Source organism: Paraflavitalea sp. CAU 1676 (assembly GCF_029223285.1).
GTDB lineage: Bacteria > Bacteroidota > Bacteroidia > Chitinophagales > Chitinophagaceae > Paraflavitalea.
In genome coordinates this window covers 361,186-387,764 of the sequence record NZ_JARHUJ010000002.1, presented here as the reverse complement: position 1 = coordinate 387,764, position 26,579 = coordinate 361,186, and the positions used below count along the sequence as shown (strand labels likewise).

Sequence of the window (26,579 nt, the reverse complement as noted above, 5' to 3'; positions counted from 1 at the left end):
AAGTTTCGAGGTATCGTTTTTCAACGAGGATACGGATATACGGATGCGATCAACACAAAAGGCTGCACTTATTGGATGTTACATTGAACGCAAGTTTCGCGCCAATTATTTACAGCAGCTGCCGACCGCTTATTAAGGTTGGGGATAAATTATTAATGCCCTGTGCTTTGCATCCGCACTATAGTAAGTACGGCGTCGGCACGAAATGGGTTGGGAAACAAAAGTTAATGGCTTTGGTGGTTGGTCGATTTGATGTTCAACAGGAACTGAAAAAGATTCGTTTCCGTAGCGATCTGCAATTTCTTGCGCAGCCTGTATCGACTGATCTCAACACCGCGTACGGATATGTTCATCAACTGTGCGATCTCTTTGGTGGAAAGGTTCATGCGCAGGTAAGCGCACAACTTGATCTCATTGGCCGTTAATAAAGGATAACGTTCTTTCAAAGCTACTAAAAAATCGCTGTGTACCCGATCGAAATGAAAAGCAAACTGCTCCCACCCCTGATCTACTTTATCTTCTTCATGAAGAATGCGCAACAGCTTCTTCAATTCGTCGGCCTCTTCACCCTGCGTCGGCAATTTCTTCAGCTTCGTAAGTTCTTCTTTGATGCGGCCGATCAACTCGCCCTTCTGTACGAGGTGCATGGCAGAGGAGGCCAGTTCCTTGTTCTTATGATCGATCTCCGACTCCAGTTTTTCATTGCGCAGCTTCACGATCTCTTTCTCCGACTTCTCCAGCTCAAGCTGGTGCAGGTATAATAACCTGCGCTGTTCTTCTTCGTGGCGTTGCTGCTGTCGCTGAAATTTCTTTTGTTGTCTTTTGTATAAGACCAGCGCCAATCCAAATAAAGCCAGTGTATACACTCCATAGGCCCACCAGCTTTGGTACCAGGGTGGCATTACCCGGAAATGATAACTGGTGATGACCGATTCATTGCCGAGGTTATTTCGTGCTTTCACTTCAAAGACATAGTTGCCCGGCGACAGGTTCGTGTAATCCTTTTCTGTTTTACGCGACCACTCCGACCAGCCTGCATCAAATCCCTTGAGTTGATAACTATACGTGATATTGGCCTGCTGACCATAGAGCGTGGAAGAATATTCGAAATGAAGTGAGTTCCATTTCCACGGAATATCGGGGTATACCTCCTTATCCTGCTCGCTTGCATCATTCACCTCCCCGAAATAACCGCCAAAGATCTGCCGGTCGACGGAACCACTGGTGCTTACACTGTTGATGTGCGCCTGCAATACATATTTGTTGCGCCGGTACTGATCATAGTTGATATGGTAAAAGCCCGTTTCACCACCCATAAATATATTGCGCGCGTTAACGGTGTAGATGTGTTCAAAGCCACTCACCATTTTACCATTCAGTTCGGGCAGGTATACGATCTGCGGGGAGGTACCAGCATAATCCACTACCCCGAGTTGCTTATCGTGGATGAACCAGATATTCCCTTCACTGTCTTCCTTCAGGTAACGCAGGCTGGTATTACCAAACACCTGCAGATAGGCCTCCGCCGCCACAAAGCGATCGGACTTATCATTATAGACATACACCCCTCTTTCCGTAGCCACTACCACCTGGTTCCTGATATTGTACACGTGGTTGTTCATGAAGGAAGGCAGGCCTTCTTTATCGGTATATAACTTGATGCGGGCCGGCTGCACGCTGAGGTCTACCCGGTAAACACCCCGGTAGGGATGCGAAGCCCAGGCCACATTGTTGTTATCGAAGGTGATGAAGCGTGCCGGCTCCTCCAGGCCCGCAATGGTTTGTACCGGCTTGAAACTGCCGTTGCTGAAGGCCAGGATATCGAGTCCGTGGTAGGTGCCGGCCAGTACCTGCGCCGATGGCAATACCTTACTCACCGGCAGGTAGGTCCAATAACCCCAGCCGGGCCGCGCATTGACCGGGATGGCGCCTGAAGGAAGTACCTGATAGCAGCCATCGTGATGGCCCATGAGTACCTGCCCGTTGATGCCCGAGAGCCCCCACACCTGCCCTTTCGTATTGGGCACGGCGGTAAACTGGCCTTTCACAAAACTCAGGTCGTCCATGGCTGTGAGTGGCACCGTATACAAACCATTCGTGGTGCCCAAATAAAGATGATCCTGGTGTATAAGCGCCGCATAGCCCGACCCCTCGTTGAGGTTTTCGGGATAGATGTGCTTGATTGCATTGTCGTAAGCCACGAAGTCGATACCGTTATCGAGCCCCAGCCAGAGATTGTTATTACGGTCCCGGAATATGGAAGTGATATTGTTGTTCTGCAGGCCTTCCTTCCGGGAAAAGCTTTGGATAAGCTCCCCTTCGCGGTTAAAGATATGGCAGCCGCCGAGGCTGGTAGACAGGGCAAACCAGTTGCGCCCCAGGGCGAGCCCGCCATAAATGGTTTCCCGGGCAATGCGGTCAATATCCGGCGAGGTAAAGCGCGACAACCTGCCATTGGCCAGCAGGAACACGCCGTCCTTGAGGGTGGCCATGAGCGAACTATCTTTCCCGATAGATATCAAAGCACTGGTATACAATCCTTTTTGCAGCTCATCGGTGGGCAGCAGAGGCTGCCAGGTACCCTGGTGAAAATACAGCAGTCCGTGGCTCATATCCTGTGCCACCAATTGTTGCTGGTGCAATCCCATGAATGCCCATTCCGACACAGCCGGATAAGCGATGATGGTTTTGTTGGTATACTGTAATATCTTATGAATGGAGCGGAAGAACACATCACTACCATAAGGGATGATGTCCCAGATATCAGCAAAGGAGCGCTCTTTGTCGGGGATGAGGTGTTTGAGGGAAGTGTATCGCAGGGTGCCGGTAGAATCGGGTGAAAAGTAACCGATCTCATCCTGGCCGCCGGCATAGATACGGCGGTCGCGCCCGATGGCAATGGAGCGCACGATGGTTTTATTGGGAAGTGGATAGATGCGCCAATGGGTGCCATCGAAACTGAGCATGCCCTCATTGTTGGCAAAATACATGATCCCATTCACATCCTGCTGGATGTCCCAGTTCTGGGTTCCCCCTCCATATATATGTTTGGAATAGTTGATGATCTCGGGCAGGCCGATGGTATTTTGACCCTGGCAGGTATAGGCGACCACCAGCAGGATCAGCAGCAATCGTTTTGATCTATTCATATGCAGGCAGGCAATTGGTGCGTAGCTGTAAGGTACTGATGACAGCCGATCGGCCCTTCTGTGAAAGTACAAATTTTTGGATGATGTAGTATTGTTGTAGCCAGAATGCTTGTTTTTATTGACTTACGAAGAGGTGATGTAGCGGTGATGTAGTCGAAAAACGCGCCTTTGCAGTAGCGAACAATAATTTTAGGATGCGGCAAAAGGGCCACTAAATGTGTCCTGTAAACCCTTAGTGGTAAACCCTTATTGCCTCATCCTTCAATCAAAATTGTTTGCTTATGAAAATGAAAGCTGTACTGCTATCAGTATCGGTACTACTCCAAACGCTGCTTATTACCCGGGCCTATGCCCAGTCTCTCCCGGTGACCGGTACGGTCACCAGCCGGGTTACCGGCGCCCCGGTTGCCGGCGCCACCGTTTTAGTGAAAGGCACTTCTACCGCCACCACCACCGACACACAGGGCAAATTCACGATCACCCTGCCGCAAGCCGGCTCCGTATTGGTTATTTCGCATATCGGGATGCCTTCCCGCGAAATAACGGTGCGCGATGGCAATGCGCTCTCTGTACAATTGGAAGAAAGGACCAACAGTATGGACGAAGTGGTGGTAGTAGGTTATAGCCAAACGCAACGTCGCGGCGCTGTCACCAACGCCATATCAACCGTACGCGCCGGCGACCTCGACAATATGCCGGTACAGCGCCTCGAGCAATCGCTCCAGGGCCGCGTATCGGGTGTCACCATCACCAGCAGTTCGGGACAGCCCGGCGCCCCCTCTACCGTTCGCATCCGCGGTGCCTCCAGCACCGGATTTTCCGACCCCTTATATATAGTGGATGGTATACCCATCGGCGGCGGCCTGGAATACCTGAACCAGAACGACATCGAATCGATCGATGTATTGAAGGATGCCGCCTCTGCCGCCATTTACGGAACCAGGGCCGCCAGCGGCGTTATCCTGGTCACTACCAAGAAAGGCAAGACCGGTAAGATCGCTGCTCATTATAATGGCTACTACGGCACCCAAAAGGCCTGGCGCAAGCTCGACCTCCTCGATGCCACACAGTATGCCAAATTGCTGAATGAGGCCTATGCAGCCGCCGGTCAGTCGCCCCGCTTCCCCAATCCAGATCAATATGGTAAGGGTACCGATTGGCAAAACACCGTATTCGACGATGCCGCGCCCATCATGAGCCACGACCTCAGCCTTTCCGGCGGCTCCGAAAAGTCGACCTATTATGCCTCCTTTGGTTTCCTCGATCAAAAAGGTATCGTAGCGCCCGACAATTCAACCTTCAAGCGTTTCACCGTTCGCTTCAACTCGACCCACAAGATCACCAACGGCATTACCTTCGGCACCAATATCGGCTACACCCGCATCAGTTCCGTAGGTGTAGGCACCAACGGCGAATGGGGCACACCGCTCAACCGCGCCATCAACATCGACCCCATTACACCGCTTATCGTGACCGATCCTGCACTGGCCAATGCACCTCCTTACAGCAATTTGCCGGTAGTGCGTGATGCCAACGGTAATCCTTATGGCATTTCCAACATCGTCACTTCCGAAATACTGAATCCTGTTGCTGCCCTTAAAGTACAACAGGCTAAAGGCGGGTCGGACAAGATCGTGGCCAACGCCTTTGCAGAAATAGAGTTCATCAAGGGACTTAAATTCCGCAGCACCATTGCTACCGACCTCGCGTTCTGGTACGACGAAAGCTTTTCGCCCGTTCATTACCTCAATACCACCAACCAGGTAACGCTGAATGGCTACACGCGTAACTCCAACAGGGGCATCGTGTGGTTGTGGGAAAACCAACTCTCCTACCAGCGCACCATCGGCAAGCACAGTGTGACCGGACTGGTAGGTACCACTGGCCAAAAGAATGATGGTAAAACACAAGGCGGCACGCTGCGTGGCCTCCCCGTAAACGATATCAAAGACGCCTCCCTCCAGTTCCCCGTACCGCAAACCAACCAGTACTTTTGGGGCGGAGAATATGAAGAGGCCCTGTCGTCTATCTTCGGCCGGGTGATCTACAGCTACGACGACAAATACCTGCTCACAGGCATTGTACGCCGTGATGGATCTTCCACTTTTGGTCCCAATAACAAATACGGTGTATTTCCCTCCATCTCCGCAGGCTGGGTAGCTTCGAAAGAAGAGTTCTTCCCCGTAACGGAAGCCGTCAGCTTCCTGAAGTTACGCGGCTCTTATGGCGTAGTGGGTAACGACCGCATCGGCCGTTTCAATTACCTCTCTACGGTAGGCGGCGGCAGGAACTATACTACAGGTCTTACACCCGTACTCGTAAATGGCGTGAGCCCCAACAGGCTTTCGAACCCTGACCTTAAATGGGAACAAACATCGCAGTTGAATATCGGTTTGGATGCGGTATTGTTCACCAACTTCAACCTTACCCTCGAGGTATTCAACAAAAAGACCAGCGGCATGCTGCTCGATATCGCTGTGCCTTCTTATATCGGCAACGTAGGTCCCATTGGCAATATCGCCGATATGGAGAACCGCGGCGTTGAACTGGAATTGGGCTATAGAAAACGTATTGGCGAAGTTGATTTTAAGATAAGCGGCAATGTTTCTTACCTCAAGAATGAAGTTACTTACCTCGGTTCGGAAAAGCTCTTCCTGCCCGGACAGCGATTTGGTCCGCAGGGTGTAGAGATCACCCGCTCGGTAGTGGGCGAGGCCGTTTGGTCGTTCTATGGCTTCAAGACCAACGGACTCTTCCAAACTCCGGAAGATGTATTGAACCACAAAGGCAAAGATGGTGGCATCCTGCAACCCGATGCCAAACCCGGCGATATCCGTTTTGTGGATTACAACAACGATGGCAAGCTCACCAACGACGACCGCACCATCATCGGCGACCCCACGCCCAATGTAAGCTTTGGCTTCAATGCCGAAGCATCGTGGAAGGGATTTGATATCCTGGTGTTCGGACAAGGCGTAGCCGGCAACGAAGTATTCCAGGCATTGCGCCGCTTCGACCTGCCTACTGCCAACTATACCACAGAGGCATTGAGCCGGTGGACGGGCCCCAACACCTCGAATAAATTCCCCCGCATGGTGCTCAACGATCCCAACCAGAACTTCAGCCGCAGCTCCGATTTCTACCTGCAGAAGGGTGATTACTTCCGCATCAAGGTATTGCAGATCGGTTACTCCCTGCCTTCGCAGCTGATCAAAAAGGCGGGACTCACCAAGCTGCGTTTGTACCTCACCGGCAACAACCTGCTCACCTTTACCAAATACAATGGATACGATCCTGAAATTGGTGGCGACAGCTTTGGTACAGACCGCGGTATTTATCCACAGGCCCGTGCGCTGATGGCCGGCATCAACATTGGTTTTTAATCCTCAAATCACCGAACAATGACTCAAAAACGAACCTATATAAAATGGCTGCCCGTACTGTTTGGCGGTCTGTTGACCACCGCCTCCTGCAGCAAGAGTTTTCTTGAACTGCAACCAAGGGGTACGGAACTCGAAGACAATTTTTACCAAAACCAGGAGCAGGTATTTCAAGGCCTGGTTTCTGTTTACGACGTGATGCAATGGGGCAATAGCGGTGGCTATACCATGAAGATGCCCCTGCTCTCCGCCGCATCGGATGATGCCTATGCGGGCGGCAGTGATGCATCGGATCAGCCTAGCTGGGTAGCTTACGATAACTTCACACTCGATGCCTTCCGCGGTCCGCAACTGGGCCTGTGGCAAAAGAACTTTACCGGCGTATACAGGGCCAACCTGTTGCTGTCGAAGATCGAAAAAGCCACCAACCTTACCGCGGCTTTCAAAACGCGGGTGATCGCAGAAACCAAAACCCTGCGCGCTTATTTCTACTTCGACCTTGTTCGTTTCTTCGGTCGCGTGCCCCTGATATTGGGCGCTGTGCCCACCAGCGAACTGTACAGTCAAAAGCAGGCAGAAGCAACGGCCATCTATGCGCAGATCGAGAAAGACCTGAAGGAAGCCCGTGCCGACCTGCCCACTACCCTGCCCGTTAGCGAATACGCCAGACTTACCAAAGGTGCCGCTACGGCGATACTGGGTAAGGTGATCCTTTACCAGAACAACAATGGCCGCATGGCCGAAGCAGCCGCCTTATTGAAAGAGGTAAATACATCGGCCGCTTATCGCCTGCTGCCCAACTTTGGAGACATTTTCCGAGCCGATAATAAATTCAATGCCGAGTCGATCCTGGAGATACCGCACAGCAACCTGGCGGCCTGGGGCGACTGGGGCTGGATCAATGGCGGCGAGGGCAATGTGGCCGCCCAATTCGTAGGTGCTGCCGATTATAGTGGCCCGCTTTATTCCGGTGGCTGGGGTTTTTGTCCCATCACGGAAGACCTGGCGAATGTGATGAAGAACGACCCCCGCTTTCAGCATACCATCATCGACGGCAATGCCATGAAAGCGCAGGGCGCCAAGTACAATGCCCGGTACCAGAACACCGATTATTTCGTGCGTAAGTATGCGCCGGTAACGGCTTTCCGCTCCAGCGTGGGTACAGCTGAGATCAACTGGCCCATCAATGAGATCGAGATCCGGCTGGCCGACACTTACCTGCTCGAAGCCGAAGCACTCGTAAGAGGCGGCGGCGATGCAGCACGCTCCCAGTATTTGCTCGATACCGTTCGCCGCCGGGTTAACCTGCCCAGCATACCGGCCAACCTCGACAATATTTACCAGGAGCGCCGCCTCGAGCTGGCTACCGAAGGGCACCGGTTCTTCGACCTCGTCCGGTCGGGTAAGGCAGCGGCCGTACTGGGGCCACGTGGTTATAAGGCCAACAAAAATGAAGTGCTGCCCATACCGCAGCAGGAGATCGACATCACCAACAAAGTGTTGGAGCAAAACAAAGGTTACTAAACTAAAACATCCATCATGTTACGCATCAAACATACTATCCCCGCACAAAGCTGGCTGTTGATACTGCTGGTGCCCCTGGTAATGCCCGGTTGCAGCCCTAAATCAAGCTATGGCGAATTCGGAGCGCAACCCAAAGCGGCCTTTACCGTAACACCTATTAACGGTAAGGTGAACAGCTACCTGCTCACCAGCACTACGGCCGATGCCTTTTACTTTCGCTGGAATATTGGCGATGGCGGCGGTTCCCGCGCCGGCAAACAGATCGATACGGCCTATTATCCCGATAAAGGCAACTATACCGTTAAGCTCATCCTCATGACCAGCGGCGGCATCGACTCTACCACCGTAGCTGTCAATGTAGCCAACGATGATCCCAATGGCTGCTCGGGCAAAAAGGCCCTGCTCACCGGCTGTACACAAAAAACATGGGTACTGGAACAGCCCGGCGGCGGTGCGCTGTGGGTAGGCGATCCCGGTGGCAACCAGTGGTGGTCGAGCGGTGAAGGCGATGTAACCGGCAGGCCCTGCTCCTTCAACGACGAATATACCTTCAAGAAAGACGGCAGCTTCGTGCTGAACGTAAAAGGCGATATTCGTGTGGATGATGAAGGCGGCAATCCCTGGCCTACCGATATCGGCCTGCCCGTAGGTTGTGCTACCCTGGCGCAATTACCAGCTAAGTACCAGGCCTGGGGCGGCGGCAATTTCAACTTCAAGGTCATCGGTAACAGCAAGCTGCAGGTCATCGGCAACGGTGCTTATATGGCCTTGTACAAAGTAGGCGAAGCAGGCACCACCGGCGCCCCCGAAGCTTCCATCACCTACGATATCCTCGAAATGACCGAAACCAAAATGGTGATCAACAAGAAATACGACTGGGGTCAGTGGAAGTTCACCTTCCGTGCCAAATAACGAAAACTAGTATATGCAACCAAACAAGGCCAATATGTATCAGCTGATCACTTTACTGCTCTGCACCCTGTCCATCAACCATGCATCGAGCGGCTGCAGTAAAGGCAAAGGAAGTGAACCGGAGCCCGTGGTAGTACCCGCGATCTCCATCGAAGACGTTACGCTGTTTGAAGGCAATGCGGCCACCACGGCCTTTGAATTCAATGTATCGATCGACAAGAAAACAACGAAAGACGTAACGGTCAATTACACCATTAGCGGGGGCACCGCCAAGGCGGGGGAAGATTATGTAGCACCCACCACACAATCGATCACCATACCCGCCGGATCGACACAGCAAAAACTGGTGATCCAGATCGTGGGGGACGACATCAAGGAAGGCGACGACTCCTTCACCCTGCAATTGCAAAGCCCCGTGGGCGGCACCCTGCAGAAGCAGAGCGCCAGCGGCACCATTCGCAATGACGATACCCGCGTAGCGTACACCAATGCAGGTTATGAAGCGCCCACCGCCTACCCCAATTACACGTTGGCATGGAAAGACGACTTCGATGGTCCCGCGCTCAACACCACCATCTGGAGCCACCAGAATGGCGATGGCTGCCCCAACGTATGCGGCTGGGGCAATAATGAGCTCGAGTATTATACCGACCGCGCCGAGAACCTGTACTTCCAGAACGGAAAGCTGATCATTGAAGCGCGGCCCGAGAGCTTCCAGGGCAAGGGATACACTTCCTCCAAGATCATTACACAAGGCAAAAAGCCTATCAAATTCGGACGTATCGATATCAGAGCCATCTTACCAAAAGGCAAGGGCATATGGCCCGCCTTTTGGCTGATGCCCGACAAGAGTGTATTTGGCGGATGGCCCAAAAGCGGAGAGATCGACCTTATGGAAGTAGTAGGTCATGAACCGGCCAAAACCCATGGCACTTTACATTTTGGCCCCGGTCCGGGCAGCACGCAGATCTCCCGCAACTGGTCGCTGCCGGCCAAAACCTTCAACGACGAGTTCCATGTGTTCTCGCTCGAGTGGAAGCAGGACCAGATCCAGTGGCTCGTAGACGGACAGGTGTTTTCGACCGTCACCAAGGCCGACCTGGGCGCCAACAATTACCCCTTCAATGAAGAGTTCTTCGTGATCTTCAACCTCGCAGTAGGTGGTAACTGGCCGGGCAGTCCGGATGCCAACACCTATTTTCCCCAATGGCTGATCGTGGATTATATCCGTGTGTATCAGTAACAGCCATCAATTGAAAGACAGGATTTGATGTTTTCATAGGCAGTAAGTTTGCAGGAATAGGTTGAAAATCAACCACTGGTGCCGGCCGGGCTGTAAAGCCTGGGCCGGCACCCTGCTTTTTAGTACCTTTGCGCACTTTTAGACCAACAAATTGGTAAAGATCAGTCATATCGAATTACCGGATTTTCCGCTGCTGCTGGCGCCCATGGAAGACGTGAGCGATCCGCCTTTCCGTGTTGTATGCAAAGACAACGGAGCCGACCTGCTGTATACCGAGTTCATCTCGAGCGAAGGGCTGATCAAGGATGCCATTAAAGCCAAACGCAAGCTCGACATCTTCGACGAAGAGCGCCCGGTAGGCATTCAGATATTCGGAGGCGACGAAGAACGCATGGCCATGGCCGCCCGCATTGTAGACGTTACCAATCCCGACCTGCTCGATATCAACTTCGGCTGCCCTATCAAAGGCATCGTAAGCCGTGGCGCCGGAGCAGGGGTATTGAAAGACATCGACCTCATGGTGCGCCTTACCGAAGCCTGCGTAAAAAGCACCAGGCTGCCGGTTACAGTCAAAACGCGTCTTGGCTGGGATGATAATAGTAAGAACATTGAAGAAGTGGCCGAACGCCTGCAGGATACCGGCATCAAAGCACTCGCCATCCATGGCCGCACCCGCTGCCAGTTGTACAAAGGCGAAGCCGACTGGTCGCTCATCGCCAAAGTGAAGAACAATCCGCGTATCCACATCCCCATCTTCGGCAATGGCGACATCAACACGCCCCAAAAAGCGCTCGAATACAAAAACCGCTATGGGGTCGATGGCATCATGGTAGGCCGTGCCGCCATTGGTTATCCCTGGATATTCCGTGAGATCAGGCATTACCTCAACACCGGAGAGATGTTGCACGCGCCCACCCTTATCGAAAGAGTGGAAGTAAGCCGCAAGCAACTGCGTAAGTCGGTAGCCTGGAAAGGACCCAAAGCGGGCATTTATTCCATGCGTCGCCAATACCTGTATTATTTCAAAGGATTACCGGGCTTCAGCGAACTGCGTCAAAAGCTGGTAACTGCCCTCACCATCGAAGAAGCCGAAGCCGCCTTCGATGAAGTGCTGGTCCGCTACGAAGGTTATGAGTTTGAACAAGCACCTATAGTATTGAAAGACTACCACGAAAACTGCGCCTTATAGCAGCTAATTTGCGTTTGCGGCCTCCAACTATTTAATTATTACCTTTACAGTCTGCTGAGAACTTATTGATCACTTAAATACTGGGTTATGCTGGAAGATATCATTCCTGCTATCCGGTACCCTAACAGTGTAAAAGTACTTGCTGCTGCACCTGGCAACACAGATCATAGTCATTTGATCGACAGCAAGATCTCCTTCCTGCCTTTTATCAATTACTTAAAAGACAAGCTAACCGACTGTTCCGATACCAGGTCAGGGTTCTATCATTACCTGATTGAAAAGCTGGAAGCGGAACCTGCGTTGCTGGAGCCGATAGACGACCATACCTTGCTGAGCCAACACCAGGGCCTGCTGGAATTGCTGGGCACCGTTCTATTTCCGATCGTTGGCAACGAGGAAAAGAACATGTTTACCATGGCTACCCCCTATCAATTTGCGGTCTTTAATTATTCACCGGCGTTCCGGAAACTCTTTATTGACCCCGAAGAAGCACATGTGTTGTTGCCGGCAGATACTACACCACAATACCTTAAACACGCGCTGTGCTCCCTGATCTATGAGCACGTGCTGGACAAGTTCTATGGCGTGCGGCTCAACAATGACCATATGGACCTGGTGTATCCGGTAACCAATTCCACTACAGGCGTAAAAAGATATTATAAGCTCCGGTACGATAGAAGGTTCATCGACCTTCACCTGAAAGGCGAGCTACCGCAATTGCAGGACTGTGCCGTTTGCCTCAATACATTCAGGATACTGGACCTCGACATGCAATTGCAAAAGATGCCGCTTGACCTCTTCGAAGCAGAGGGCTTTGCCTTATGGGTAGCAGAAGATGTAACTACGCAGGAATCGATGGAAGCCATCAAAAAAGTATTGCTGCGGCAGGAAGCCTGTGACACCGGTATCATCCATGATCTGAAAGCCAATATCCACGCGCTCGTAGGGTTGAATGAGGTGGAAGTTGGGCTGATGCCTTTTGTAAAACTAAACGACCAGTTTGTGATGGATGAACCTTGTTTGCAGCACAGCCTGATAGGCAGGAACTGGCGTCCGGGCGATGAAAAAAGCGTGGCCGAATACCAAACCGTCCTGGGTTTTCTCACCGAACATCCCGAACCCGTACCTATTGCCATACTGGATGAACAAATGGCCACCATGGCCCCCTTTTTGCGAAGCTTGTGGGAAGCCGGTGCCAGAAGTTATATATCCTATCCCATTCAGAACAATGACGGCTTGTTGGGGATACTGGAACTCAGTTCACCCATCCCCAACCAGTTTAACCAGGATGTACTGGCAAGATTAGAACCCGCCATGCCCTTGTTATCACTGGCCCTGTTGAAGAACCGCGACACCTTCAATCACCGCATCGAAAAACTGATCAAGGAAAAGTTCACCGCCCTGCAGCCTGCCGTAGAATGGAAGTTTGCAGAGGTAGCCTGGAAATACATGCACACGCATCACAACGGAGGACCGGCCACTTTACCGGGGAATGTGGTATTTGAACAGGTGTATCCATTATATGGCGCTATCGATATCCGCAACTCCTCCAGCGAAAGAAGTCATGCTATTCAAAAGGACCTGAAAGAACACCTGAACCTCATAGAGGAAACGCTCGATACGTTACAAACTCAATTATCATTGCCCTTACTGGAAGGGCTTACCTTCAAGAACCAGAACTTCCGGCAATCTATCGATAAAAGCCTCGTCGCAGAGAATGAGGTACGGATCAATGATTTTCTCGAACAGGAGCTCCACCCTGTGCTTCAGCATCTGCAAAAAAGCAATTTACAGGCACAGGAAATAGCAGGCCGTTACTTTGACAAAGTCAATGATACCCGCGGCTACCTGTACCGCTATCGCAATGAATACGAAGAGACCCTGACTGCGATCAATGAGTCGGTGCTGCAGTACCTGGAGCAGGCAGAAACAGCCATGCAGCAATCGTACCCGCACTATTTTGAGAAGTACAAAACGGACGGCGTGGAATACACGATCTATATCGGACAATCGATTTCACCCAACAACCAGTTCGACCTGCTATATCTCAAGAACATCAGGTTATGGCAATTAAGATCGATGGCCGAAATTGCGGGCATTACGCATAAATTGCTCCCATCATTGAACGTACCGTTGCAAACCACCCAGCTGATCCTGATCCACAGTCAGCCCATTTCTATCAGCTTCCGGAAAGATGAGCGAAGGTTTGATGTGGAAGGCTCCTACAATATTCGCTATGAGGTCATGAAAAAACGGTTAGACAAAGTGTGTATACAGGGCACCAACGAAAGGCTTACTCAGCCAGGAAAAATAGCCATGGTCTATTCCAATCCCAAAGAAGCACAGGAATACCAGGAGTATATCCAGTTTCTCCAAAGCAAGCAATTGCTGAAGCCCGGTATAGAGCAGCTGGAGCTGGAAGAATTGCAGGGTGTAAGCGGACTGAAAGCTATACGGGTGGCCATTAACCTGGATCAGTAAATTAAATCGGGTAAAGCACCCCCGAAAGCGCCAGCATGATCAGCAGGGTGATCACTGAGCCTGCAATGCCGATCGCCAGCGTTTCGCGTTTGTACCGGCGGTCAGCAGCAGCATGTGCTACCTCATCCGTAATTTGGGCCAAATGCCCCCGGCGTTTATAATAATGCACCGCAGCAAAGTGCGTAAAGGCAGCGAGCAGCGAAAGGGTATAATAGGGAATGAAGAATAATTTACCCGGATAGGAGTTCGCCACCCCGGCAGCAAAATAGAAATCGGTCTCCACCTTCCAGCTATAGCGCCCCATCAGCACCGCCCGCACATGAAAACACAAAAAGAACGACAGGTACAGGCCGCTGATCACTTGCGCCATAACAAAGGCGGGCTGCTTTCGGAAACCTTTCTTAAATACCAGGATGAGGCCGCTCACTACCTGGAAAGCCACACAGGCCAGCAACAGGATCTCAACCGGCGGAAAACGATACACGCGCCGGAACACCTTCATCACTGCGATATGGGTGGCGGGTCCAGCCAGGGCAAAGAGATGGTTGGTAACATGCAGAAGCAAGAATGAAGCAATGACAATACCGGTGATACGGTGCAACCGTTGTAAGGTAGGGCTCATGGTTAAAATTTGCACCGCTAATATAATTCATAAACGACTGAAATCGATTGGACTGTGGATTCAGCGCAATCGATTTCAGTATAATAATTAACACACTTTGTCAATCTCAGACAACCGCCATACGGGAACGAGGCGGGTTGGTAACCTCAGGACAGTTTCGCCCTCCTCATCTTTTCTTATCGGGCTCATTGTCGCCCGTACCTCCATCGGTAGTTTTGGAGAAGAGTGCAACCCCGATAGCAAGTCCAATCCATGGCCGGCCCTGGTTCTTCCAGGTACGCCCCACTTTACCGGGTACAAAGTCTACGCCCAGGAAAGCACCAACCTGAAACGCATCAAACTGGTACAGGTAGCCACCATGTAAACTCAGCGCCAATGCCGTCTTTCCTTCATAGTATTGTACCTCCTTCAGGCTGAGGCTATCAGTTTTAACACTGGTGATCCCAAATCCCAGAAGCCAGTTGTTGGCGCGGGACGCGTAGCCTTCCAGCTGTTTTTTTCTTCCAAACACAAACCCAAGGTTTAACCTTTCTTCAAAATCGAAGAAGTTATCACCTCCATTGCCCAATCTGGCTTTGATCGGCAAGGTCATAACCCCCCACGTAAATTCTTTTTTACCGCCGAAGTATTCTTTACAAGCGGAGTTAAGCACCCTGGGGCTGATAGCGAATCTTTTGAAGTTTGCCCAAACGCCTATAAATGCGGAATCTGGCGGATAGTACGCCAGCGATTGTTTGGTAAACGTATCTGCCTTCGTGTAAAGTTTTGTTTTCCCTTTCGTATCCGTCGCATCGTACCTGTAATAGCGCCAGAAAGTGATCAGCACATTGTTCTGAGAGTCGAAGCCGACCACCGAGAACTTGGTCCCTTTCTTGACTGCATAATCTTTACCCTGATCGAGATTGCCTTCTCCATTAAGACCAAATACGGTGATCTGATCCGAAAAGGTAACATAGATCTTTCCAACGATCGTTTGAGACCGGCCGTTCAGTGCAAGGAATAAGAGTAAGAGCAATAGCATGCCCCCACCCACTGTAGTGAAGCGTTTCATGATTGATGTATTTAAGGTTTAGGTGTAAACTAGGCGAACAGTTCCCGGTCACGGATCTTGCGGGCATTGGTATAATCCTCCAGCCACCAGGGTTTTTCAGTTTTCTTACGGGGAGGCTTTTGGAGAACGAGCTTTTTCTTCGCCTTCTTTGCTTCCAGTTGGGCAACACGGAAATGATAATGATCAAACAACCGGAGCGCCTCGATCATATATGAAACGGCCACCCGGCGATCTTTGATCAGCACCAGGTTTTCACCGTTCTTTCTGTCGGCCGTACTGGAGAAGTTATAAGAACCCATGTAAACGCGGGCAGTGGGCTTATCGAAATCTATAACGGCGAATTTATGGTGCATGCGATTGCCTCCCCCACCCGAAGGCTCGGATTTGAAAGGCTCCGGCGTTTTCCTGGGTGCGAGGGTTGAAGGGAATACCGGCACAACATTGCCATCCGGTTTCTGCAGCTTGATACCCCCGGCCTTCTTATCGGAAATACCATACACAAACAGTCCATTCTTCTTCGACACCTGTTGTATCACTTTCTCCAAAGCAGGCGTCTGGAATAAGAAGGCAAAAGAATAGAAAAGTGAGGAAGTGGTTTTTGTACTAATATCGTCCATGATCACATCCAGTAAAGCATTGTTGGCCGCATGCGGGGAAAACGACACTTTGGCGTCGATATCTTTCAAGTCCAATTTGATCCATTCTGCAGAACCTGTACCGCCAAAACCCGGCGCATTATCGGTATTGGTTGTGTAGGCTTCAAACACTTCCCAAAAGGGCGCAATGGCTTTTTTGCCCCGCACAATGATGGCATTGTTGGCCTGCACGAAGAAACCACGCCAGCTGAAATTGGTAGAGCCCATCACCGCCGCATTCACTTTAGTGCCTTTCGCTACAATGACCTTGTTGTGCTGCAGCTGACCCATCTTTTGACGCAATACGCTTTGAGCAGTCTTCTCAAGGCGTTTCGCGGCCTTAGTTTCGCTCGAATCTTTATGCCCGTGCTCGCCCGAATTATCGATAATGATCTCCAGTCGCCTGCCCAGCTTTTCAAGTTTCGATACCAACACGGGCTCATTCAGGTCATAGGCCAGCACGCGCACTTTGGCCGATTTATCGGCTATGGCCTGCTCCACCACTTCCAGGATGGCATGGCGAGCCTCAAAACCCATCCACGCCAGGGCATTCTCCGCCTCGGGGTGCGCCGTCTTAAATCCCAACCCAAGATTCGATTTTCCCGGCAACAACTTCGGAATAGAATCGGCACCAAAACGGTCAACGAACGCCTGCGAAGAAACATATCCCCGGGTGAAGGTCACATTCAGTTTGCCCGGATAGGTTTCCCGGGCCAGTTCAATGTCAACTATCTGCGGCTCTCCGTAACTAAGCCGGTCTTCCTTATTCATGAACACCGGTTTAACCCGGTAGGTGAACTTACCTTTCTTTTCGGCACTGCGCGGAAAATGCACCCACCGGAACTTCTGGATGGGAGCAACCAGGGTGGATTTCTTAAGCGGGTCCACCTCTCCGTTACTGGCAGTAAAGGATACGCGGTTATTGATCGGAAAGAAACTCTTTTCACCCGGCTCTTTGAACTCGATAGCCCAGCCAACAAAATCGACCGGCGGCTTTCCTTTCTTCCAGTTCATGGCAAGCAATGCCATCCCATCTCCACGGTGAACCTTTAAAGAGAACAATGCTTCTTTGTTATTCCCGCTAACCTGAAATGAGTCTTGCATGGTGTTGGTATTTAACCTAAAAATAAGCAGGAGAAAACCCATGGTCTACCGTGTTTTAACCCTTTTCTACCAGGACTTTACAGAAAAAGGCCCCGCTCCTTGACGGGGCGGGGCCAGGTATAAAAGCAAACCATGTAGTATTATCGTTTACCCGTTTGCTCCAGGTAGGTACTCTCGAAGATCTTGTCGGCATTACCGGCCTCAAAGCCTTCGCGCCGGTGCGCAGCTGTGATCTCCGAAGCCGGCAGATGCCTGAAAGGCTCCAGCACCCGGCGCTCGGCAAACTCGACATAAGACCCGGGAATGGTCTTACGGCCGCCACCGGCAAAATCCGCGTCCACCAGCCCGGCCACCGTACTGCTCTGCAGCAGGTTGCCGTCCGGACTTTGTTTGATCTTACCGCCCGAATCGTTCAGGATGATACCCTGTTGTTCAAGGAAGGCATTGAAAGCCTCCAGTGTATCGTAAGGCTTTTTCAGGTTGTGGATCGAAAGCGTATAGTGATTGAGGTAGTACCGGTTATAGATCGCCCAGGCGGCGTACTCCGACTCACCCGCCAATGCTTCATAATCTGCCAGCGTAGGCAGCTCCCATGAACTGGAATGCAGGTAATGATCCACCGCTTCCACATCATCGAGGTTCAACGCATCCACCGGATCGGCAGTCACCTTATCGGTATAATGGTGAATGATCCGCTGCGCTTCCGCCGAAAGGTCGGCCACGCGCAATTCAGAAACAAAGATGCGGGGCAACCCGGCTACCGGTGGCGCATACCAGAAGGCATTGAGTTTTTTCTCTTTGAAGAAATAGTAGTCACGCTTCTGGTAACCGTAGTGGAGAAAGATCTTTTCGAGCGAAGCGATGCCCAGGTGCGGAACGCCCAGCGTGCGAAAAGCAATATGGTCATTTTCTATCTCCTGCTCTTGGGCAATGATACCAGCGCCGATCATTGCACGAACGATGGCTGCCACATCGGGCACCCGTTCCTTATAGCGCAGCATGAGGCCATCGAGCACGGCCTGCAAAGTATTGAGCTTCGTTGTCATCTTAATGAGTTGTATGGTTTGATTGATCGTCTGCATACAGCCTGCCCCAACGGGTGGCATAAAAATCTTCCAGGCTGATATCCTCCTGCTTCACAAATCCTTTGGCAGGGAGTTTTCCATTGGCCACCATTTCCACCACCGCCGCCACCGAGGCTGCTGTGGTCCAGGAGATAGCACGCCAATTGCGGCCATGAATGTCTATCGGATGATAAGCCCGGTAGAACTCTTCGCGCTTCAGGTCCTTGCCGGCCCAGCCTTCCACTACCGCATACACATACACAACATCTTCTTTAACGGGCGGTTTGGCTTCCGTCAGTATCTGCTCGCAAAGTTCCCTTTTTTCCTTCAGGATCAGCTCATACAACAGGAAACGCATCAGCCGGGCATGGCCAGGATAACGGATCGTTTTGTAATTCAGCGTATCCACCTTTCCCTCCAGGGTTTCGCAGAGTGTGCCCAGGCCACCGGAAGTAGAGAAAGCCTCAAACTCCTGTCCTTCAATATTGATCGTCTCGAGCCCTTCCAGCGAAGGCACCATTTTGCGTACCCCGTTATGGATCACTTCGGCGTCATTGATGTATTCATTGATAACACCCGCGGGCGACCAGGTAAAAGAGTAACCCATCAAGCCATTGGGATAGCGAGGCAACGCACCTACACGCAATTCAATATCGCGCAGTTTAGTAAATGATTTCGTGAGCTGCGAACCAACGATGCCGATAAAGCCCGGCGCCAATCCGCACTGCGGCACCATCACTCCCTTGGAAGTTTGCGCCATGTCGCGGATAGCAGCCGTAGTGGCCACATCCTCCGTAAGATCGAAATAATGAATACCCAGTTCATAAGCCACTTTAGCTACCCCCAGGTTGAGGTTGTAAGGCAGGCACGAAACAACAGCATCGTGACCAGCCAGCAACTGACGCAGGGCGGCAGGATCGGTCACATTGCCTGTAACAGTGGTAAAATCAACAGGCATGGCAGGCTCCTGTTTGTCAATACCGGTAACGGTAAACAGATCGGCCAGCAAGGTGCCCACTAAAGAGCCTACCTTACCCATGCCGGTAACAGCAATTCGTTTCACAATAAATTGTTTAAAATGAATAATTAGGATGTACAACACACCCGGATTACAGGAACAACGATAAGAGAGGGGAATTGGGTAGCTGAATTATGGCACGTTCGCACAGGCGCTCCGCAGGAAAGCCATGTACGAATAGAATATTTTGAAGTAGTGATTCATAGATGCGGTGCAATATTAGTAAATATCCTTCACCCGCACAAGCCATGTAAATTAATCTCAGCAGGCAAGCCATTTAACTGTTACACAACCATCCACGTAAAAACTGAACAAGTGTTAGCCATGTATGCAAACGATTGATTACTTTAGCAGCAATATTTGACTGATTATTTTGCTCCCAACTACTGCATACGACGACACTGCGCTATTAGAGAAACTGCAAACCGGCGATGAAAATGCACTTGCTCAGTTATACGGGCAATATGCTGAACCACTCACCGCCTTTGCAGCGGCCCGGCTTTCATCGCTCGAAGAGGCCCGCGACATCATCCAGGATATCTTTGTACATGTGTGGCAGGAACGCGCCACCATAACCATCAAGCAATCAATGCGTGCCTTTCTGTACGCAGCGGTGCGCTATCGCATCATAGACCATATCCGCAAGAATAGTACCCGCCGGAAATACCAGGAGCAGATCGCTCACCTGCCATCCATTACCCTAAGTACAGAAGAATTGCTGTATGCCCGGCAACTCGAGTCGGAGTTGCACCAGGCCATAGAAGAATTATCGCCCCGTATCCGGGAGATATTTAAGCTAAGCCGCTTCGAGCACCTCAACTTTGCACAGATCGCCCAAAAGCTGGGACTATCGGAGCAAACGGTACGTAATCAACTCACTACAGCCCTCAGCCAGTTGCGCATCAAGCTCGACAAATTATCCTTTCTCCTATGGTGGTTTTAGCATCCTGACCAACCCGTTGTTACCGTTTAAATATTTTTTAACAACGGATAGTACCTGCCCGATTTTCGCACGACTTCATTATATAACCTATGATGAATGAACTCATGGAATCCATGCTCGATCGGTACCTCGCAGGCCAAAGTACTGCAGAGGAGGACGCACAGGTCCATAAGTGGCTTGAGCAAACGGCTGACACCAACAACGCCTGGTCGCAATTAAAGCCCGATGAGCAAAAGGAATGGCTGGCCGCCACTTACGCCGGCATTCAGCAGCACATCACCGGCAACGGAAAAGTGTTGCGCTTTAACTGGCGCAAATGGGCCGCCGCAGCTGCCGTATTGGTCGCCCTATCTGCAGCCATCTGGTACCTGTTACTGGATAGAAAAGAGAAACCCGAACAGGGTACTGTAACGAATACCGTCCATGATAAACCACCGGGAAGTGATAAAGCCACGCTGGTACTCGCCAATGGAAAAGAGATCCAGTTAGATACTGCCAGCGGTAAAGTAGCCAGCGAAGGTAATGTTGCAGTGTTCAATGGCGCAGGGGCCGTTAGTTATCAGGGAGCAGGGGAAGCAATGGCTTATAATGTGGTACGCACGCCAAGAGGCGGACAATATGCCGTAATACTGGCAGATGGATCGAAAGTATGGTTGAATGCGGCTTCCTCACTCCGGTTCCCGGTCAGTTTTCCCGGTTCAGAAAGAAAGGTTGAGCTCAGCGGCGAAGCCTATTTCGATGTAGCCCATGACCCTAAAAAGCCGTTCCATGTACTGGTCAACAATGCAGAAGTGACGGTACTCGGCACCGAGTTCAATATCAATGCTTATGCCGAAGAACCAGCAGCACGCACTACCCTCCTCCAGGGACGCGTGGCTGTACGCTACCAACAACAGAACGCACAATTACAACCCGGCCAGCAGGCCGTACTGCAATCCGATCAATTGAAAGTTGTTGAAACCGACACCACAGCCGCAGTGGCCTGGCGAAAAGGATTTTTCGAGTTCGACAAACTGGACCTGCCCTCAGTAATGCGTCAATTAAACCGATGGTACGACATAGATGTTAGTTATGAAGGAAGCACGCCCAATGTATCACTGGGCGGCCGCATAGGGCGCAACCTGCCATTATCAGCCATACTCACCATGCTGAAAGCGCAGGGACCACAGTTCCGGGTAGAAGAAAATAGAATTGTTGTATTGCCATCACCATAAACTTCACACAACCTCCATCCTGTTGAATTCCGTATCAAAGAACACCACTTCTTAGTTTGGCATCAAACAAATCGTCCCAATAAAAAACCGGGTTGTGCTGGATACACTTCCCGGTTCGCAGGTCCATGTTCGAAGCATGGCCCCGTAGTGTCTGGGCTCACGTCATAAACATTCTGGCAGACTGCTTATTCATTAACCCAAACATCACAAAAGTATGCAATTGAGGCTTTATTTCAGCCTCCATTCCTTGCTGCACGCAAGATGGAGACTGGTACCAAAACAAATGCTGATCGTTATGAAATGTACAGCATTCCTATTATTAGTCGGAAGCCTGCAGGTGGCAGCCAAGGGCATTTCGCAGGAACGGGTAACCATTTCGCTCAAAAATGTACCTGTACAAAGGGTATTCAAGGAAATGTCCCGGCAAACCAATCTATCGATCCTTTACAACGAAACACTGCTTAAAGAGATCAAACCGGTTACGGTAAAGGTCAGGAACGCAACCGTCGAAGAAGTACTGAACGTTTGCCTCCAGGGATCCGGCTTTACGTACCGGGTCGAAAATGCCACCATACTCATTGAACAAAAAAAAGAAGCGCCCGCTCCCATTGCTCCCCCACCCCCGCAGGAAGTGACGGGCAAAGTAACCGACAAAGCAGGCGCCGGCCTCAGCGGCGCCAGCGTAAAGGTGAAAGGCACCAGCCAGGGCACCCTCACCGATGCCAAAGGCGAATTCACGTTACTGAACGTGCCGGGCACCGCCATCCTGGAAGTTTCTTATGTGGGCTTCGAAACCAAACTCGTGTCGCTCAATGGCCGCACCAACGTAACCATCGACATGGAAGTGTCCATGTCCAGCCTGGGCGAGATCGTCGTGAACAAAGGTTACTACTCCACCTCCCGGCGTAACAATACCGGCAGTGTAGGTAAAGTGGATGCAGCCACGATTGAAAAGCAACCGGTGAGCAACCCATTGGCAGCCTTGCAGGGCCGCGTAGCAGGCCTCGACATTGTACAGCAGAGCGGCCTGCCGGGTACTGGTTTCAGCATTCGCATCCGCGGCCTCAACAGCGTACGGCCGGGCGCCAATGAACCCCTTATTATCGTTGATGGTGTACCCTATCCTTCCAGCTCCTTTAGCAGGGTCGGTAACCAGTCTAGTTTTCCGTTGTTGGACATCAGTCCGCTCAACAGTCTTAACCCGAATGAGATCGAGAGCATGGAAGTATTGAAAGACGCCGACGCTACGGCCATTTATGGCAGCCGTGGTGGCAACGGGGTCGTGCTGATCACCACCAAAAAAGGAAAACCTGGCCGCACCAGCGTCGACATCAACGTTTCTACAGGCTGGGGCGAAATAAGTAAGAAGGTAAAAATGATGAGCCGTCGCCAGTTCCTCGACATGCGTTACGAGGGCATTAAAAATGATGGGTATACCCTGGCTACCGCACCGTCACTTTATACCAACGATCTTACCAAATGGGACACTACCCGTTACACCGACTGGCAGGATTTTATCGTGGGCAATACAGCCCATTACAACAGAGCGCAGATGACGGTACAGGGGGGCAACGACAATACTTCGTTTACTTTCAGCGGCAGCTTTTTGCGCGAAACAACCGTGTTCCCCAGTGATTTGGCCGATCGCAAATACAATGGGCGCCTCACCGTGAACCACCGGTCTTCCAACCGCAAGTTCACAGCGCAGTTTTCTGCGGGTTATGGCCTGGACGACAACAGGGTGACGGGCACTGATATGGCTACTTTGGCAATGTACCTATCACCTATTGCGCCACCAGCACGTGATTCCTTGGGCAAAATAAACTGGGGGCCTCTCACTCCAACCTTCAATAATCCCCTGGCTGCCATGGAGCGGATATACAGGGGCAACCTCTCCAACCTGGTTACGAACGGCATTCTGAGCTATGAATTGTTGCCCGGCCTGAAGCTGAAGGCCGGCCTGGGTTTCAGCCAGGTACAAAACAATTCGTTCACCAGGAAGCCAGCTACAACCAGCGCCCCCTCTACCTGGGTCAGTTACGGTGAATATCTAAGAACCACCAATCAAATGAGCATTTCGCACACCACCTGGAATGTAGAGCCCCAGCTGGAGTATGAAAAAAGAATAGGTGGCAGCAAGTTCAATGTATTGGTGGGCACCACCTTCCAGCGAAAGAGGACGGATGGAACGAGCCTCGATGTTTATGGTTATCCCAATGATGCCTTGATGGGCAACCCAAATCTGGGCGGCCGTCGTGAACCAGTTGCCGAAAAGACAGAATATGCTTACAATGCCTTGTTTGGCCGCCTGGGCTACACCCTGGACGACAAATACATTGTGAACCTAACGGCCCGCCGGGATGGGTCAAGCCGCTTTGCCCCGGGTAAACGCTTCGGCAACTTTGGCGCCATCGGTGCAGCCTGGCTGTTCTCCGAAGAAAATTGGGTAAAAGAGAACCTGAACATCCTGAGCTTTGGAAAAATACGGGGCAGTTATGGTAGCACGGGCAACGATGTGATACCGGATTATGGATATATGACGCTGTATTCGGCAGGCCGTTTTACCTACGTCAACGATGCGGGCCTTACGCCCAACGGTCTCGCCAATGACAGCTATAGCTGGGAGGTGAATAAGAAAGCCGAAGTTGCCCTGGAACTGGGTTTCCTGAACGACAGGCTCCTGCTCACCACCAGCTATTACCGCAACCGCTCATCCAACCAGCTCGTAACCTATAGTTTGCCGTTATTCGTGGGCTTTAGCGGCGTGCAGGCCAACCTGCCGGCGATCGTACAGAACACAGGCCTGGAGTTTGAACTCAACACCGTGAATGTGCGCAGCAAAAACTTTACCTGGAGTATGGCCCTCAACCTTTCTCTCCCCCGCAACAAACTGGTGCGGTACGATAACCTGGCAGGCTCATCTTATGCCAGTAAATACAGGGTGGGCTATCCGTTGTCGCTGGCGCTTACGTACGATTTTGTGGGCGTAAATCCGCAAACCGGGCTCAACGTTTGGAAATCGGGCGCCAAGGACACTTCTAACGTCAATGTATTGACCGATGCAGACAGAACGGTCATTTTTGATCTGTCTAAAAAGTATTTTGGAGGGTTAAACAACACCTTTCAATACAAAGGGGTCCAGCTCGACGTGTTCCTGCAATTCTCCAAACAAACAGGACCAATTACCCATTCAAATTTATTTAATAGCGCAGGTCATGACCCCATGGACGTGGAGCGGTTTGAGCATCGCTGGCAAAAGCCGGGTGATATTGCAACAGTGCCCCGGATAACGAATAATTACTCACTACCTTCAACGGTTCCCTACGAGTACGATGAAAACTATTATGGCACCATCGCTTTTATACGGGTAAAAAATGTGGCCCTTTCGTATACCCTCCCGGCTGCCCTGGTAAAGAAAGCAAAGATCCAGAACTGCCGTTTTTATATCCAGGCGCAAAACCTGCTTACGTTCACCAACTATAAAGGATGGGATCCTGAAAACCAGTCGTTCAACATTCCAACACTCCGTGTCGTCAATGCCGGTATTCAACTCACCTTTTAAAACCGAATCATGAACACCAAATTCATTCCCTTACTCATATTGATATTTTCTGCGGGCTCCTGTAAAAAATTTGTAGACCTGCAAGCGCCCGATACCTCGTTGGATGCCACCCAGGTTTTCCAAAACGATGTGTCGGCCACTGCCACCATCAACGTCATATTGGCCGAGATGGCCAGCGAACCCATATTGGTGCAGGGCTACCAGGGCGTAAGCGTGGTAACCGGCCTTACCGGCGACGAATTACTCACGCTATCGACTATGCAGGATTATTTAACCCTGGTCACCAACAATGTGTTGCCCAATAATGGTATCCTAAAAACTATCTGGGGAAAAGCCTATCTGCATATTTACCGGGTCAACGCTACGATCGCTGGGGTGCAGGCTTCAACGGGTATTACAGAACCAGTACGTAAGCAGCTACTCGGTGAAGCCAGGTTTTTGCGGGCCTTCTGTTATTTCTACCTCGTCAACCTCTTTGGCCCGGTGCCGGTGGTTACGAGCACCAATTATGAAACCAACCGGTTGGCGCCGAGACAGGCAGTCAACCTGGTATACGATCAAATTATAGCCGATCTGAAGGAGGCGCAATCCCTGTTGCCTGCTTCTTACCTGTCGGGCAGCAATTCGACCACCACGGCAAGGATCCGGCCCAACAAATGGGCGGCAACAGCCCTGTTGTCGCGGGTATACTTGTACACACAAGATTGGGCCAAAGCAGAGGCACAAGCATCATCCGTGATTGGGCAACCCACCTATTCGTTGGATGCCAACCTCAACACGGTGTTCAAATCCTCGGCCAAAGAAGCCATCTGGCAGCTGCCACCAGTAAAGAATGCATCGGGCAATACTTTATTTGTTTTCGATGGAAGTCATTTCAGCACCGAATACTTAAGATCGAACGGGTTGGCACCGTTTAGTTTCTCTTACGATATTAGCGATTACCTGAATCCAGCCTTAGCCGCTTCGTTTGAACCTGGTGACAAACGAAAACAAAACTGGTTGGATTCCAGTACAGACGGCAATAAGTATTACCACCTGCCCTTTAAATACAAAAATTATTTATACACTACCAGTTGTCAAGCCGATCACCTGGCTGTGTTGCGCCTGGCCGAACAGTACCTGCTGCGCGCCGAAGCCCGTGCAAGGCAAAGCAATTTTGCCGGCGCCGCTACAGACATTAACCTGGTGCGTGCCCGGGCCGGCCTGGGTGCCATCGCACTATCATCCATGACCGAAGCATTGGCTGCCTTGGAGCAGGAGCGCCGCGTAGAGCTATTTATGGAAGGAGGGCATCGCTGGCTCGACCTCAAGCGCTGGCCCGGTCGCAACAACCCGGCCATTAGCCGGGCCGAAGAAATAATGGCGGTGTATGCGCCTACTAAGGGAGCTGTGTGGAGTAAGGACTGGTTGTTGTATCCCATACCCCAAATAGAAGTTAAAAACGGACCTAACATAACCCAGAATCCAGGGTATCCTCAATAATTCTCA

16 protein-coding genes are annotated in these 26,579 nt (G+C 51.2%); 10 read left to right on the top strand and 6 right to left on the bottom strand.

Annotated features, from left to right (window positions below; translation table 11 throughout):
• Positions 1 to 224: 224 nt before the first annotated feature.
• Positions 225 to 3,149, bottom strand: coding sequence for a triple tyrosine motif-containing protein (locus P2H89_RS06310; RefSeq protein ID WP_275825731.1), 2,925 nt, complete (start codon positions 3,147 to 3,149; stop codon positions 225 to 227).
• 281 nt (positions 3,150 to 3,430) lie between these two features.
• On the opposite strand from P2H89_RS06310, the gene P2H89_RS06305 reads away from it, so the two are divergent.
• The 6 genes from P2H89_RS06305 to P2H89_RS06280 all read left to right on the top strand — a co-directional run bounded on the left by P2H89_RS06305 (position 3,431) and on the right by P2H89_RS06280 (position 13,878).
• Positions 3,431 to 6,532, top strand: coding sequence for a TonB-dependent receptor (locus tag P2H89_RS06305; protein ID WP_275825730.1), 3,102 nt, complete (start codon positions 3,431 to 3,433; stop codon positions 6,530 to 6,532).
• 18 nt (positions 6,533 to 6,550) lie between these two features.
• Positions 6,551 to 8,053, top strand: a complete 1,503-nt coding sequence (locus P2H89_RS06300; RefSeq protein WP_275825729.1) for a RagB/SusD family nutrient uptake outer membrane protein — start codon at positions 6,551 to 6,553, stop codon at positions 8,051 to 8,053.
• Between the two features lie 15 nt (positions 8,054 to 8,068).
• Positions 8,069 to 8,965 (top strand): PKD domain-containing protein, encoded by an 897-nt coding sequence (locus P2H89_RS06295; protein ID WP_275825728.1) that lies wholly within the window; start codon positions 8,069 to 8,071, stop codon positions 8,963 to 8,965.
• Between the two features lie 13 nt (positions 8,966 to 8,978).
• Positions 8,979 to 10,208, top strand: coding sequence for a family 16 glycosylhydrolase (locus P2H89_RS06290; RefSeq protein WP_275825727.1), 1,230 nt, complete (start codon positions 8,979 to 8,981; stop codon positions 10,206 to 10,208).
• 151 nt (positions 10,209 to 10,359) lie between these two features.
• Positions 10,360 to 11,397, top strand: a complete 1,038-nt coding sequence (dusB, locus tag P2H89_RS06285; protein ID WP_275825726.1) for a tRNA dihydrouridine synthase DusB — start codon at positions 10,360 to 10,362, stop codon at positions 11,395 to 11,397.
• Between the two features lie 87 nt (positions 11,398 to 11,484).
• Positions 11,485 to 13,878: a hypothetical protein gene (locus P2H89_RS06280; RefSeq protein WP_275825725.1), complete on the top strand. Its 2,394-nt coding sequence runs from the start codon at positions 11,485 to 11,487 to the stop codon at positions 13,876 to 13,878.
• Position 13,879: 1 nt separating this feature from the next.
• Here P2H89_RS06280 and P2H89_RS06275 read toward each other — a convergent pair whose 3' ends face one another.
• The 5 genes from P2H89_RS06275 to P2H89_RS06255 all read right to left on the bottom strand — a co-directional run bounded on the left by P2H89_RS06275 (position 13,880) and on the right by P2H89_RS06255 (position 19,417).
• Positions 13,880 to 14,500: a hypothetical protein gene (locus tag P2H89_RS06275; RefSeq protein WP_275825724.1), complete on the bottom strand. Its 621-nt coding sequence runs from the start codon at positions 14,498 to 14,500 to the stop codon at positions 13,880 to 13,882.
• 166 nt (positions 14,501 to 14,666) lie between these two features.
• Positions 14,667 to 15,551 carry a hypothetical protein gene (locus P2H89_RS06270; protein WP_275825723.1) on the bottom strand — a complete coding sequence of 295 codons (885 nt, stop codon included), beginning with the start codon at positions 15,549 to 15,551 and terminating at the stop codon, positions 14,667 to 14,669.
• Positions 15,552 to 15,580: 29 nt separating this feature from the next.
• Positions 15,581 to 17,290 (bottom strand): phospholipase D-like domain-containing protein, encoded by a 1,710-nt coding sequence (locus P2H89_RS06265; protein WP_275825722.1) that lies wholly within the window; start codon positions 17,288 to 17,290, stop codon positions 15,581 to 15,583.
• Between the two features lie 140 nt (positions 17,291 to 17,430).
• On the bottom strand, positions 17,431 to 18,336 hold the full coding sequence (locus P2H89_RS06260; protein ID WP_275825721.1) for a DUF1338 domain-containing protein: 906 nt from the start codon (positions 18,334 to 18,336) through the stop codon (positions 17,431 to 17,433).
• 1 nt (position 18,337) lies between these two features.
• A complete protein-coding gene (locus tag P2H89_RS06255) occupies positions 18,338 to 19,417 on the bottom strand; it encodes a saccharopine dehydrogenase C-terminal domain-containing protein (protein WP_275825720.1) in 1,080 nt (359 codons plus the stop codon).
• Between the two features lie 328 nt (positions 19,418 to 19,745).
• Between P2H89_RS06255 and P2H89_RS06250 the strand changes: the two genes are divergently transcribed.
• The 4 genes from P2H89_RS06250 (at position 19,746) to P2H89_RS06235 (ending at position 26,573) form a co-directional block, all read left to right on the top strand.
• On the top strand, positions 19,746 to 20,315 hold the full coding sequence (locus tag P2H89_RS06250; protein ID WP_275825718.1) for an RNA polymerase sigma-70 factor: 570 nt from the start codon (positions 19,746 to 19,748) through the stop codon (positions 20,313 to 20,315).
• Positions 20,316 to 20,404: 89 nt separating this feature from the next.
• Entirely contained in the window at positions 20,405 to 21,529 is a 1,125-nt protein-coding gene (locus tag P2H89_RS06245; RefSeq protein WP_275825717.1) for a FecR family protein, read from the top strand.
• A gap of 295 nt (positions 21,530 to 21,824) precedes the next feature.
• Entirely contained in the window at positions 21,825 to 25,091 is a 3,267-nt protein-coding gene (locus P2H89_RS06240; RefSeq protein ID WP_275825716.1) for a SusC/RagA family TonB-linked outer membrane protein, read from the top strand.
• Positions 25,092 to 25,100: 9 nt separating this feature from the next.
• Positions 25,101 to 26,573: a RagB/SusD family nutrient uptake outer membrane protein gene (locus P2H89_RS06235; protein ID WP_275825715.1), complete on the top strand. Its 1,473-nt coding sequence runs from the start codon at positions 25,101 to 25,103 to the stop codon at positions 26,571 to 26,573.
• Positions 26,574 to 26,579 lie beyond the last annotated feature (6 nt).